This window comes from Pseudomonas sp. NPDC088368 (genome assembly GCF_044753445.1).
Lineage (GTDB): Bacteria > Pseudomonadota > Gammaproteobacteria > Pseudomonadales > Pseudomonadaceae > Aquipseudomonas > Aquipseudomonas bambusae.
Genome location: NZ_JBIVNG010000006.1, coordinates 306260 through 319449 on the forward strand (window position 1 = coordinate 306260; position 13190 = coordinate 319449).

The following is a 13190-nucleotide window of genomic DNA, read 5'->3' on the forward strand; positions in this document are numbered from 1 at the left end:
GATGGTTTTTTGCGCAATACACGACGACTATTCATGCCGCTATCGCTTCTCAAACTGCTGCTGGTTGAAGACAGTCCGCACGACGCCGAACTGACCCTGCTCACGCTGGAAAGCAGTGGGCTGAAAATCGACGCCACCCTGGTCTACAACCATCAGGAGGTGGAGCGGGAACTGCTGGTCCGGCGTTTCGACCTGATCCTGAGCGATTACCTGCTGCCTGGCTCCTCCGGGCCCGAAGTGCTCAATAGCGCGTTGCGTCTTGCGCCGCAGACGCCCTTCATTTTTCTTTCCGGCATTTTTGGCGAACAGCACGCAGTCGAGATGATGCGCATGGGCGCCATCGATTACGTGCTCAAGCAAAACCTGAAAATGCTGCCCAAGGCCGTGATTCGTGCTGTCTCCGAGGTCCACGAACGGGAAAAGCGCCAGCGTGCCGAGGCGACGTTGCAGGATGCCGAGGTCCGCGCTCATCTGGCCATTGAAGCGGCTGAAATGGGCGTCTGGACCTACGACCCTCGCACCGAAACCCTGCTGTGGGACGATCGCTGCAAGGCGCTTTACGACGTCCCGGCCGACGCGCCGGTGAGCATGGCGTTCATGTTTTCCCGCTGCCACCCTGATGATCGCGACCTGCTGCAAAGCAAGGTCATGGCAGCCCTTGCAGCCGATACCGGCTTCCAGATCGAACACCGCTTGCGGGTCGAGGGAGACACCGAGCGTTGGGTGTTTTCCAACGGTCGCTCGCTGTTCGAAGACGGTAAGTGCGTGCGCTTCACCGGGGTAATGCAGGACATCAGCGAACGCAAGCAGGCGACGCAGGCGCTGCATCAGCTTAATGAAATTCTCGGTGAGCGCGTGGTCCAGCGCACCCGTGAACGCGACCGCACCTGGGAACTGTCCCGGGAATTGCTTGGCGTGCTGCGCTTCGACATGACGCCCATCGCGCTCAATCCTGCCTGGGAAGCGACGCTGGGCTGGACCCGCGCCGATTTTCACGCGCAATCGCTGGGCGAGCTGATTCACCTCGACGACCTCGAAGCGACCTTGCGCGAGACCGCCAGCGTTGCCCAAGGCAATGTCACCACCCGTTTCGTCAATCGCATGCGCCACGCCGACGGCAGTTTCCGCTGGCTGTCCTGGACCATCGTGCCCGACGAGGGCCTGATGTATGCCGCCGTGCGGGACATCACCAGCGAACGGGCGGTGGTCGATGAATTGGCCGCCACCAACAAACGTTTGCGTGACCAGATTCGTGAGCGCGAGCGGGTCGAAGCGGCGTTGCAGCAGATGCAACGTCTGGAGGTGGTGGGCCAGTTGACGGCGGGCGTGGCCCACGACTTCAACAACCTGCTCACGGTGATCCTTACCAGCGCCAATTTCCTCGCCCGCGACCTGGAAAAAGGCGTGTTCACCAAATCGCCCCAGCGCCTGCAAAACATTCGCTCGGCAGGCGAGCGCGGCGCCAAGCTCACCAGCCAGCTGCTGTCGTTCTCCCGCCGTCAGCGGCTCGAGCCGGTGGCGCTGAACCTCAACGACACCATCGGCGGCATGCGCGAGCTATTGGCTCGGGCCTTGGGCGGCAGTGTCTGGGTGGAGACCGAACTGGCGGATGACCTGTGGAGTGCGCTGGTGGACCCGACGCAGACAGAGATGATCATCCTCAACCTCGCGATCAACGCCCGGGACGCCATGGCTCAGGGCGGGCAATTGCGCCTGAGCACCTGGAACGAGATCGTCTACCACTTGCCGCAACGCCCCGAAGACCCGGACCCCGGCGCTTACGTAGTGCTGTCGGTCAGCGACTCCGGCTGTGGCATGAGTGAAGAAGTGCTGGCCAAGGCCTTCGAACCGTTCTTCACCACCAAGGCGGTGGGCAAAGGCTCCGGTTTGGGGTTGGCGCAGGTGTTCGGTTTCGCCAAGCAGTCCGGGGGTGGCGTGAGCATCGACACCGCCGAAAACGCCGGGACCACGATCAAGGTGTTCTTGCCGAGCATTGCCCGCACAGCGATCCCGACGGTGAGTGTCTCGGACATGCCGGGCCACGCCGACGCCGACGACCTGCATCGCACGATCCTGCTGGTAGACGACGACCCCGAAGTGCGCTCGGTGACCGCCATGATGCTCAGTTCGCTGGGGTATTCGGTCGTCGAAGCGGAAAATGGCGATGAGGCGCTGAAGAAAATCGACAGCGGCATCGAGCTGGTACTGACCGACTTCGCCATGCCCAACATGACCGGCGCCGAACTGGCCGAGATCGTGAGGCGCGACCATCCGGGGCTGCCGATCATGTTCATCACCGGGTTCGCCGACATCGACATCCTTGACGTCGATCAGCAGCTGATCGTGCAGAAGCCCTATAAGGAAGAAGAGCTGGCGCGCAAGTTGGCGAATGTGTTGATGAAGAACGGGGCGGGCGTGGCGTCGTAGAACGCAACCCGCGACCCGCTTCTGGCCGCAGGCCGTGGGAGCGTAGCTTGCTCGCGATCTGGCGCGAAGCAGCAGCAAAACCTCGCGACTCTTTTTACCTGACACAACGCATGATCAGATTTTGCTGCCGCTGCGCGCCAGATCGCAGGCAAGCCAGCTCCCACGGCCTGCGGCCAGAAGCGACCGGTGCCGGGTCAGTCCTCCCGTGTCAGCACTTCCAGCAACTCAATCTCGAAAATCAGATTCGAATGCGGCGTAATGTGCGCTCCCATGCTGCGTTCGCCGTAACCCAAACGGGACGGCACCCGCAACTTGCGCTTGCCGCCGACTTTCATCCCCATGATTCCGATGTCCCAGCCCTTGATGACCCGACCTGTGCCGATCACGCACTGAAACGGCTTGCCCCGTTCCCAGGAGGAATCGAACACGGTGCCGTCTTCCAGCGTGCCGGTGTATTGCGTGGTGATCAGCGCCCCCTTGACCGCCACTTTGCCGGTGCCTTCTTGCAGGTCGATGATCTGGAGTTCGTCGTTCATGGTGTCTTTCTCGTGGAAACCGAAGCAGGCGGGGGATGCTAATGGCGTGGGGCATGGCTGGCAATATTCATCAGCGCGACGGGGTTCACTGTGGGAGCGAATTCATTCGCGAGAGGGCGGTACATCCGACACCTGTCTATCGTCTGGAAGATTATTCGCGAATAAATTCGCTCCCACAGAGGACGGATTTGCGGACACGCGTTCAACTCCCCCCGGATGACCCTTTGGGGGGCATAAAAAAACGGCGCGTCCTGCGAGGGACGCGCCGCTTTCGATCAGCGGATCAAGCCATCATCACGCGATGACGTCGCTGCTCCACTCGCCGTTCACCAGGCGTTTGAGCCCCAGCGGGTTGGCGTTTTGCAGCGCAGCCGGGAGCAGGCTGTCCGGATAGTTCTGGTAGCAGACCGGACGCAGGAAGCGGTCGATGGCCAGGGTGCCGACGGAGGTGCCCCGTGCGTCGGAAGTAGCCGGGAAGGGGCCACCGTGGACCATCGCGTCAGACACTTCCACACCGGTCGGGTAGCCGTTGACCAGGATGCGGCCGACTTTCTCTTCCAGCACCGGCACCAGCCATTGGTATTTCTGCAGGTCAGCGGTTTCGCCGATCAGCGTGGCGGTCAGTTGGCCGCGCAGCGCTTGCAACGCTGCTTTTAGCTCGGCGTCGTCTGCCACTTCGATCAGCAGCGTCGTCGGGCCGAAGACTTCTTCCTGCAGCAGTTCGTCACCGTTCAGCAGCATGCTCACGTCCGCCTTGAACAGCTGCGGCTGCGCCTGACGACCTTCCTGCGGTTTGCCCGCCAAGTGCGTGACGCTCGGGTGCGCCAGCAGTTTCTGCACGCCCTTGCCGTAACTGCGCAGGCCGCCTTCGTTGAGCATGGTCTGTGGCGCTTGCCCGCCCATGTGCTCTTTCAGCTGCTCAGTGAACGCGGTCAGGGCAGGGGAGCGAATGCCGATGACCACGCCCGGGTTGGTGCAGAACTGGCCTGCGCCCAGCACAACGGACGCCGCCAGCTCACCGGCAATGGTCGCGCCACGGGCTGTCACAGCGCCAGGCAACAAGACCACCGGGTTGATGCTCGACATTTCGGCAAACACCGGAATCGGCTGTGGACGCTCGGCGGCCAGTTTGCACAAAGCCGTGCCGCCGTGCAGCGAACCGGTGAAACCCACGCCCTGAATCGCCGGATGCTTGACCAGACCTTCGCCGACGCCGCTGCCAAAGATCATGTTGAACACACCTTTCGGCATGCCGGTTTTCTCGGCGGCACGCACGATGGCCTGGCCGACCAGGTCAGCGGTTGCCATGTGGCCGCTGTGGGCCTTGACCACCACCGGGCAACCGGCCGCCAAGGCGGAAGCGGTGTCGCCCCCGGCAGTGGAGAAGGCCAACGGGAAGTTGCTGGCACCGAAGACAGCAATCGGTCCGACGCCGATGCGCAGCTGGCGCAGGTCGACGCGAGGCAGCGGTTTGCGATCCGGCAGGGCCTGGTCAATACGTGCGCCGAGGAAGTCGCCGCGACGCAGGACTTTGGCAAACAGACGCATCTGGCCGCTGGTACGGCCGCGCTCGCCCTGGATACGACCCGCAGGCAACGCGGTTTCCTGGCAGACCAGTGCGACGAAGTCATCGCCCAATGCATCCAGCTCGTCGGCAATCGCGTCGAGGAACTCAGCGCGGCGAGCCGGGCTCAACTGGCGGTATTCGAGAAAAGCGTCTTTGGCAGCGAGGGCGGCAGCGTCGATTTCGCCGTCCGCGGCCTGATGGAAAGCGTAAGGCAGGGCTTCGCCAGTAGTGGCATCCAGACTCTTGTGGCGTGCTTCGCCGAGGCCGCTGCGGGCGCCGCCGATGAAGTTCTGGCCGAGAACATTAGGCATCTGCTTCTCCTGTTATTGTTGGGTCGAAACGGTCGGACGAGGTGTCTGACGAAGAATCGGTAAAAGTGCGTGAAGCGTGCCGCCGATAACGCCGGGCGGGTCATCGCAAGTTGACAGTCATCATACAACTGCATTTTTGTGGCCGCAAGGGAAGGGGCGATTCCGGTTGGATGCCGACCCGCAAGGGTAGCGGCACGGGTTGTGTCATTCGCAGCATGGCAGCACGCCGCAAACCTCTGTGGAAGCGGATTTATTCTGGGCTGTATTCCGACAAAGGGGGTACAGGCGGTGGAGATGTAGCGGCTGAACCGGCCCTTTCGCGAATGAATTCACTCCCACAGAAGATCGAGGCCAGACGCGAGATCCCGGCGCGCCGTCGTGCCCTGTAGCAGGCGGGCTTGCCGAACGCGGCGATCCTGCGGGCGCCGCCGACAATGGCCCCCTGAGCTTTCACCAAATTGGCCGTTTTACCCGCAGCGTCCAACGCATAACCTCGCCATCTGCCTACGATCCCGAGCATCGACATGCCGCCCCGAACCGATATTCATCAAGCATCACCCACCGCCATGAAAGCAATGCAAGCGGTGGAGCAGGCTGTGAGTCATTTGCCTTTGGAGTCGTCGCTGGTGGCGTTGGTGAAACTGCGGGTCTCACAGCTCAACGGCTGCGCGGCATCGGTGGATCGCTACGCCCATGAGGCGAGTCTGCAAGGAGAGTCCGAGCGCAGGCTCTACACCGTGGCGGTGTGGCGTGAATCTCCCTTGTTCAGCGACCGCGAACAGGCGGCGTTGAACTGGGCCGAGTGCATCACCCGAATCGCTGCGAGCCACGCCCCCGACGCCGATTATGACCAACTGTCGCAGCACTTCAGCGAAGCCGAACGGGTGGACCTGACGTTGTTGATTGCCACCGTAAACAGTTGGAACCGGCTGACAGTGTGTTTCCGCTGACGGCCGGGCGTCCTACGCAATCTGCCCCAGCACATCCCGCAACCGGTCCAGCGCCGGGTCGATGTCGAGGGTTTCGATGGCACCGAACCCCAGCATCAGGCCATCCCGGGTTGGGGCGCTGTGATAGAAACCGGTCAGCGGGTACAGCCCGATCTCGACCTTGCGCGCCAACTCCACCAACAGTCGCAGGTTGATCGGCACCTTGAACATCACTGCCATGTGAAAGCCCGCCGTGCACGGAATCGCTTCCAGCCAGGGCGACAGGTCGCCCGCCAGTCGCGCAAGAATCCGCTCGCGACGCCCGGCATAGATCCCGTGACAGCGGCGGATGTGTTTGTTCAGCAACCCCTCGCTGATGAACTTGGCCAGCGCCCATTGGGGCAGGGTGCTGGTGTGCCAGTCGGTCAGTTGTTTGGCCTTGATCACGGCCTCCAGAATGGCGCTCGGCAGCACCGCATAGCCCAACCGCAGCTCGGGCAAAAGGGTTTTGGAAAAGGTCCCGACGTACGCCACGACGCCGAACCGATCCATGCTCTGCAATGAATCGGTGGGGCGTCCCTCGTAGCGAAACTCGCTGTCGTAATCGTCCTCAATGATGATCGCGCCGATACGGCTGGCCTTCTCCAGCAAAGCTTCCCGACGCGCCACACTCATGGGCATGCCCAGGGGCATCTGGTGAGACGGGGTGACGTAGATCACATGGGCCCTCTCGGGAATGCCGTCGACGATGATCCCTTCCTCGTCCACCGGCACGCTGACCACATTCGCACCCTGTGCCGCGAACAGCAGCCGCGCCGGGGTGTAGCCGGGGTCTTCCATGGCCACGGTGCAACCGGGCTCGATCAATACACGGGCAATCAGGTCCAGCGCTTGCTGCGCGCCGTTGCACACCACCACGTCGTCGGCGCTGCATCTCACGCCACGGGCAAACGCGATGTGTCCGGCGATGGCGTGACGCAGCGGCGCGACGCCTTCCGGCTGGCTGTAGAAGCCTCGTGCCTGGGACATTTGCCGCAAGGCGTACTGGGTGCAACGTCGCCAGTCGTCATGGGGGAATTGGGTCTTGGCCGTGGCGCCACCGATGAAGTCGCACCGCAGCGTGCCCTCCAGCGTCGGGTGTCTCAGGGGCAGCGAGATGTCCTGCCACTTTCTCACCACCTTTTGACTGGCGAGGTCCGAGCGAATCGAGCTGCGTTGGGGCTGAGCACTCAGGGTGTTGACGAAGGTCCCGCTGCCAATCTTGCCCACCAGAAAGTTTTCGTAGGTCAGCCGGCTATAGGTGTCGGAAATGGTCTTGCGGGACAACCCCAATTGCGCCGCGAGCAGGCGGCTCGGAGGCAGTTGGACCCCGGCGGCCAGGCGCCCGGATTCGATGCTGTCGCGCAGTTGCTGGTAGAGCTGATTCGCCAGATCTTTGCGGCCTTGAATGACGATGTGAAGTTCCACGCACGGCTCCCAGGCTCAGCGTCCACGATCCGGAATTCTAGTCAGCGGGCGAGGAAGCGGTATAGCTGCGCAACGAAAAAACCGGCAATTGGTCTCCTGAGCGATGCGCAATGGTGCGCTGAAAACCTTCGGGATTGGACGTCGCGTCCGTCCGCGCCACCCCTTAGGCTGGGGGCTGTGATCATTGAGAAACCGTGAGCTCCCATGGCGCTTCGTCTGGACTACTACACCGCATCCCCGGCAGCGCTCAAAGCGCTCATCCTGCTGGAAGCGGCCAATTTCGACCTCTGCATTGAAAGACCGCTGATGCAGCTGATCAAGTTGCGTGTCTCGCAGCTCAACGACTGTGCGTTCTGCGCCGACATGCACGTTACCGAAGCCCGCCTCAACGGCGAACATCCGCGACGTTTGCACGCGCTGGTGGTCTGGCGCACATCGGACGTGTTCACGCTGCGGGAACGCGCAGCGCTGGCATGGTGCGAGGCGGTGACCCTGCTGGCGCCGGAAGGGCCACCGGCGGCGTTGTACGACGCGTTGTGCGCGCATTTCTCCGAGCGGGAACGGGTCGACCTGACGGTGGGAATCGCCACCATCAACTGCTGGAATCGCATGGCCGTGGGGTTTCGCAAGGGGCCTGCGGTTTGAGGGCAAACCCGCTATCCTGCCCGCTGCTTTTTTTACCTTCTTTCAAATGCAGCCGGACGGATATCACCCATGGAGTTCACCAGTGGCTTTTTGCTGAGCCTTTCGTTGTGCCTGGACATTGGCGTGGCCAACATCGCGATGATCACGCTGGCGATGCAACGGGGCTATCTGCAAGGGTTCTGGTTGGGGCTGGGCACCTGTTTCGGTGATCTGTTCTACGCCATTCTGGCGCTGGCGGGCATGACCGTACTGCTGCAATACGAATGGGTGCGCTGGGGGTTATGGCTGGGCGGCTCGGTGCTGCTGATCGGCTTTGCGGTGAAAATGGTGATCGCCGCGCTGTCCAGCCACGGCGGGTTGGCCATGGCCGGAGAAGCAGGCAATCGTTCGGGGTTGCGGGAATTTTCGCGCGGGGTGTTTCTTGCGGTGTCGTCGCCCACGGCCATTCTCTGGTTCGCGGCAGTGGGCGGGACGCTGATCTCGCGGGCGGGCGGACACGGCTCCCTCAGCACCGCGTTTTTTCTGTCCGGTTTTTTCAGCGCGGGCGTGGCGTGGTGCGTGTTCATCTGCTTCGCGGCCAGCCATGGCGGGCGATTGTTGGGGGATCGGCTGCTGAAATACTCGTACTGGGTGTCGGCGGCGATCTTCTGTTACTTCGCGGTGTTCGTGATCGTGTCCGGGTATCACGAATTCATCGTCAACGCGGCGCGGGGGTAAGCCGAACCGAGGCGCCATCTGTTCTTCAAACACCGAACGTTTACGTCCATGGGCGCTCATAGACATAAGCAACGGCGTAGACAGGATCGTCCCCGGCCGCGCGTTTGAGCGTGTGGGACGACCTCTCCAAATCCCTTTGAAGACGGAACCCTGGACCCTATGACCACACCGGACAAGCAGTACGTGGAATGGCTGGTTGAGCAATCGATGCTCAACGCCGCACAACAACGCGCCAAGCTCTATGGCGGCCAGGGGCGGCTCTGGCAAAGGCCTTACGCCCAGGCCCGACCTCGGGACGCGTCAGCGATTGCGTCGGTGTGGTTCACCGCGTACCCCGCGTCGATCATCACCCGTGAAGGCGGCTCGGTGCTGGAAGCACTAGGGGATGAAAAACTCTGGCACGCCTTGTCCGAGATTGGCATTCAGGGCATCCACAACGGTCCGCTCAAAGCCTCCGGTGGCCTCAAGGGGCGGCAGAAAACCCCGAGCATCGATGGCAATTTCGATCGCATCAGCTTTGAGGTCGATGCCGAACTGGGCACCGACGCGCAGTTTCTCAGCCTCAGCCGCATCGCCGCCGCGCACAACGCGGTGATCGTCGATGACGTGATCCCGTCCCACACCGGCAAAGGCGCTGATTTCCGTCTGGCCGAGTTGGCGTACGAGGAATACCCCGGTCTGTACCACATGGTCGAGATCAAAGAAGAAGACTGGCCGCTGCTGCCCGACGTCCCGGCCGGACGCGACGCCATCAACCTGCCGCCCGCAACCGTGGATGCCTTGCGCGACAAGCATTACATCGTCGGTCAGTTGCAGCGGGTGATCTTTTTCGAACCGGGGGTCAAGGAAACAGACTGGAGCACCACACCCGTCATCACCGGCGTGGACGGCAAAGACCGGCGCTGGGTGTACCTGCACTACTTCAAGGAAGGCCAGCCCTCGTTGAACTGGCTCGACCCCAGCTTCGCGGCGCAGCAGATGATCATCGGCGACGCGCTGCACGCCATCGACGTGATGGGCGCGCGGGTGCTGCGTCTCGACGCCAACGGCTTCCTTGGCGTCGAGCGCAAGGCCGATGGCACCGCGTGGTCGGAAAGCCATCCGCTGGCGATTACCGGCAACCAGTTGCTGGCGGGCGCGATCCGCAAGGCCGGGGGCTTCAGTTTTCAGGAGCTAAACCTGACCATCGACGACATTGCTGCCATGTCCCACGGCGGCGCCGACCTGTCTTACGATTTCATCACCCGTCCGGCCTACCAGCACGCGCTGCTGACCGGCCGCACCGAGTTTTTGCGGCTCATGCTGCGCCAGGTCCATGACTTCGGGATCGACCCCGCGTCGCTGATCCACGCCTTGCAGAACCACGACGAGCTGACCCTGGAGCTGGTGCATTTCTGGACGCTGCACGCCCACGATCAATACCTGTACATGGGCCAGACCTTTCCCGGCAATATCCTGCGCGAGCACATCCGCGAAGAGATGTATGAACGCCTCGCTGGCGAACATGCGCCGTACAACCTCAAGTTCGTGACCAATGGGGTGTCGTGCACCACCGCCAGCATTATCACAGCGGCGCTGGGCATTCGTGAGTTGGACACCATCACCGCCGACGACGTGAACAAGATTCAGCACATCCACCTGTTGCTGGTGATGTTCAACGCCATGCAGCCGGGGGTGTTCGCGCTGTCGGGCTGGGATTTGGTGGGGGCGCTGCCGCTGCCCGCCGAGCAGGTCGCGCACCTGATGGGCGATGGCGACACCCGCTGGATTCATCGCGGCGCCTACGATCTGGTGGACCTGGACCCCAGCGCTGAAACCTCGGCGGGCGGCATGCCGCGTCCGACCGCGCTATACGGCAGCCTGGTCGAACAGCTGCAACGGCCGGACTCGTTCGCCTCGCAGTTGAAGAAAATCCTCGCTGTGCGCCGCGCCTACGACATCGCCGCCAGCCGCCAGATTCTGATCCCTGACGTCGAGCATCCGGGCCTGCTGATCATGGTCCACGAACTGCCCGCCGGGAAAGGCACGCAGATCACCGCGCTTAACTTCAGCGCCGAATCCATCGTAGAAACCCTGCACCTGCCGGGCATCGCACCGGGGCCGGTGGTGGATATCATCAACGAGCGGGTCGAGGGCGATCTGACCGAGGAGGGTGAGTTCACCATTACGCTGGACGCTTATGAAGGTCTGGCGTTGCGGGTCGTGAGCATGGTGGCGCCGATGATGTAAACGCTGCGAACCCTGTCGGGGGACGCCGGAGGTTACGACGGCGGCGAAGCGGACTGTCAGGCAGTTTGTCTGTGACTGATCCACCGCTTTCGCTGCCGTCGTAACCTCCTGCGTCTCCCACAACGTGAACTGCCCTCAATATTCTGGAAACTTCCCTTGTCCATCGCCCAACCCGCCCACACCCCGACCCTCATTCACCTTTGGAGCTACCGCCTGACGTTCCTGCTGTCCGGCATGGCGCTCGGGGCGTGGGCGCCGTTGGTGCCGTTTGCCCGGGACCGTGCGGGGCTGGAAGAGGCCGAATTGGGGTTGCTGTTGCTGTGCTTCGGCGTAGGTTCGATGCTGGCGATGCCACTGGCTGGCGCCTTGACCACGCGCAAGGGCTGCCGCTTCGTGGCGCTGATCGGCGGGGCCTTGATTTGCAGCATGTTGCCCCTGCTTGCCACGCTGTCGTCGTTCACTACGCTCGCCCTGGCCCTGGCGGTTTTCGGGGCGGGGTTGGGCAGCATCGACGTGGCGATGAACGTGCAAGGCTTGATGGTGGAACAGGATCATCGGCGCCCGCTGATGTCGGGATTTCATGGGCTGTTCAGTCTGGGCGGGATCGTCAGTGCGGGGTCGATGGGGTTGATGCTGTGGAGTGGCGCGTCGCCGTTATTCGCCGTGTCGGTGATGGTGGCAATCGTCGCGGGCACGTTGCTGAGCCAGGCCCGACACTTGCTGCCGTTCAGCGCGGACGACCCTTCGACGCCTTTCTCATGGCCGACGGTGAAGGTGCTGATCATCGGCCTGCTGTGCTTCATTGCGCTGCTGGTGGAAGGCGCGATTCTTGACTGGAGCGCGGTGTTTCTCAACCGTGCTCACCAGATTGACCTGTCGGTCGCGGGGGGCGCTTACGCGGTGTTTTCGCTTGCCATGGCAGCGGGCCGGTTTTCCGGCGATGCCCTGAGAAAGCGCTTCGGTGCTGTGAAACTGCTGATCGGCGGCGGCCTGTTGGTCATGCTCGGTTTTGCCATGGCGGTGCTGTTACAACCGTGGCCGCTGTTCCTGCTCGGCTTTGCGTTGATCGGTCTGGGCCTGTCCAACACATTCCCGGTTTACTGTTCCATCGTCGGTGCGCAAACAGCGATGCCCGCCGGGTTGGGCATCGCGGTCATCACCGGAATCGGTTATTGCGGGATTCTGCTGGGGCCGGCGCTGATCGGCTTTGCCGCGCACTTCATCGGCTTGCGTGACGCGCTGTTATGCGTCGGCACCTTGCTGTTGGCGCAGGTGCTCAGCGCGCGGGCATTGGCCAAGGGCTGAGCCGGTTCAACCCGCGATGAGCCGCTGCGCCAGTTCGGGCAGTAGCACTTCACAGGATGCTTCGATCTTCAGGTCCAGCACGTCGTCCGCCCGGGTCTTGCCAAGGTTGATGGCGATCAGCGGTTTGCCCTGTTCGACGATGCGCCGACACAGGCGAAACGCCGAAAACGCCATCAACGACGACCCCACCACCAGTAAACCGTCCGAGGTTTCTACCCGGTCCATGGCCTTGGCCGCCGTGGGCGGCGCAACGTTCTCGCCGAAAAACACCACGTCCGGTTTCATGCGTTCGCCGCCGCAATGAGGGCAGTGGGGCACCTGAAAGCGTTCTTCAAAGGCGGGGTCGAGCAAGGTGTCGCCATCCGGGGCCTGAACCGCATCGACACCGGCCAGGTAGGGGTTCTGCTCCAGTAACGTCAGCTGGATCACGTCGCGTTCGGTGCGCTGACGGCAATCCAGACACAGCACCCAGTGCAGGCTGCCGTGCAGTTCGATCACCTCATGACTGCCCGCCTGATCGTGCAGCGTGTCGACGTTCTGAGTAATCACGCCCCGAATGAGATCATGTTGTTGCAACGCCGCCAGTTCTCCGTGAGCCGCGTTCGGCTGTGCAGCGCGAACACGTGGCCACCCGAGCATGGCCCGCGCCCAATACCGGCGGCGCGCTTCGGGGGCGTTGAGGAATTCCTGAAACATCATCGGCTGCCGACCCCGTCGCACGCCCTCGCTGTCGCGATAATCGGGGATTCCGGACGAGGTGCTGATGCCTGCGCCCGTCAACACCGTGAACGAGCGGCCGCTCATCCAGTGCAGGAGGGATTCGAGGTGGGAAAGGGCAGGCGTATCGAACATGCGCGGGGCCTCGTCAGCGTGGTGGGTGGGGTGATACTAAACGAGGTGGGCACAGGGCGGGGAAACGCAGATAGCGAAACATCTCACGGGTGTCCCCAATCACCCTGTGGGAGCGAATTCATTCGCGAGAGGCCCGTGCAGCCGAATTATTTCTGTCGTCGGCACGGCCGATTCGCGAATGAATTCGCTCCCACAGGTCATTCGT

The 13190-nt window shown here is 62.6% G+C and carries 10 protein-coding genes; 6 read left to right on the forward strand and 4 right to left on the reverse strand.

Annotation, left to right across the window (positions count from 1 at the left end; genetic code table 11):
* Positions 1-33: 33 nt before the first annotated feature.
* Positions 34-2427 (forward strand): response regulator, encoded by a 2394-nt coding sequence (locus ACIQAL_RS15460; protein ID WP_401146815.1) that lies wholly within the window; start codon positions 34-36, stop codon positions 2425-2427.
* Positions 2428-2621: 194 nt separating this feature from the next.
* On the opposite strand, the gene ACIQAL_RS15465 is transcribed toward ACIQAL_RS15460, so the two are convergent.
* Together ACIQAL_RS15465 and ACIQAL_RS15470 are read right to left on the reverse strand one after the other, a co-directional pair.
* A complete protein-coding gene (locus ACIQAL_RS15465) occupies positions 2622-2963 on the reverse strand; it encodes an FKBP-type peptidyl-prolyl cis-trans isomerase (protein ID WP_166598088.1) in 342 nt (113 codons plus the stop codon).
* 294 nt (positions 2964-3257) lie between these two features.
* Positions 3258-4841, reverse strand: a complete 1584-nt coding sequence (locus ACIQAL_RS15470) for an aldehyde dehydrogenase (NADP(+)) (RefSeq protein ID WP_401146817.1) — start codon at positions 4839-4841, stop codon at positions 3258-3260.
* 524 nt (positions 4842-5365) lie between these two features.
* Here ACIQAL_RS15470 and ACIQAL_RS15475 point away from each other — a divergent pair.
* Entirely contained in the window at positions 5366-5791 is a 426-nt protein-coding gene (locus tag ACIQAL_RS15475; protein ID WP_401146819.1) for a carboxymuconolactone decarboxylase family protein, read from the forward strand.
* Between the two features lie 12 nt (positions 5792-5803).
* Here ACIQAL_RS15475 and ACIQAL_RS15480 read toward each other — a convergent pair whose 3' ends face one another.
* Entirely contained in the window at positions 5804-7237 is a 1434-nt protein-coding gene (locus ACIQAL_RS15480) for a PLP-dependent aminotransferase family protein (RefSeq protein ID WP_401146822.1), read from the reverse strand.
* 204 nt (positions 7238-7441) lie between these two features.
* Here ACIQAL_RS15480 and ACIQAL_RS15485 point away from each other — a divergent pair, with 204 nt between their 5' ends.
* From ACIQAL_RS15485 to ACIQAL_RS15500, 4 genes are all read left to right on the forward strand, one after another.
* Positions 7442-7882, forward strand: a complete 441-nt coding sequence (locus ACIQAL_RS15485; RefSeq protein WP_401146824.1) for a carboxymuconolactone decarboxylase family protein — start codon at positions 7442-7444, stop codon at positions 7880-7882.
* A 69-nt stretch (positions 7883-7951) separates the two neighbouring features.
* Positions 7952-8599, forward strand: a complete 648-nt coding sequence (locus ACIQAL_RS15490) for a LysE family translocator (RefSeq protein WP_401146826.1) — start codon at positions 7952-7954, stop codon at positions 8597-8599.
* Between the two features lie 159 nt (positions 8600-8758).
* Positions 8759-10828, forward strand: coding sequence for a maltose alpha-D-glucosyltransferase (treS, locus tag ACIQAL_RS15495; protein ID WP_401146827.1), 2070 nt, complete (start codon positions 8759-8761; stop codon positions 10826-10828).
* A 156-nt stretch (positions 10829-10984) separates the two neighbouring features.
* Entirely contained in the window at positions 10985-12133 is a 1149-nt protein-coding gene (locus ACIQAL_RS15500; RefSeq protein ID WP_401146829.1) for an MFS transporter, read from the forward strand.
* A gap of 6 nt (positions 12134-12139) precedes the next feature.
* On the opposite strand, the gene ACIQAL_RS15505 is transcribed toward ACIQAL_RS15500, so the two are convergent.
* Complete coding sequence (locus ACIQAL_RS15505; protein ID WP_401147145.1) at positions 12140-12937, reverse strand: NAD-dependent protein deacetylase; 798 nt, start codon at positions 12935-12937, stop codon at positions 12140-12142.
* Between the last annotated feature and the right edge of the window lie 253 nt (positions 12938-13190).

Coding starts and splice junctions, on each gene's coding strand:
- ACIQAL_RS15460 (WP_401146815.1), top strand. CDS start 34: ATGCCGCTATCGCTTCTCAAACTGCTGCTGGTTGAAGACAGTCCGCAC.
- ACIQAL_RS15465 (WP_166598088.1), bottom strand. CDS start 2,963: ATGAACGACGAACTCCAGATCATCGACCTGCAAGAAGGCACCGGCAAA.
- ACIQAL_RS15470 (WP_401146817.1), bottom strand. CDS start 4,841: ATGCCTAATGTTCTCGGCCAGAACTTCATCGGCGGCGCCCGCAGCGGC.
- ACIQAL_RS15475 (WP_401146819.1), top strand. CDS start 5,366: ATGCCGCCCCGAACCGATATTCATCAAGCATCACCCACCGCCATGAAA.
- ACIQAL_RS15485 (WP_401146824.1), top strand. CDS start 7,442: ATGGCGCTTCGTCTGGACTACTACACCGCATCCCCGGCAGCGCTCAAA.
- ACIQAL_RS15490 (WP_401146826.1), top strand. CDS start 7,952: ATGGAGTTCACCAGTGGCTTTTTGCTGAGCCTTTCGTTGTGCCTGGAC.
- treS (WP_401146827.1), top strand. CDS start 8,759: ATGACCACACCGGACAAGCAGTACGTGGAATGGCTGGTTGAGCAATCG.
- ACIQAL_RS15505 (WP_401147145.1), bottom strand. CDS start 12,937: ATGAGCGGCCGCTCGTTCACGGTGTTGACGGGCGCAGGCATCAGCACC.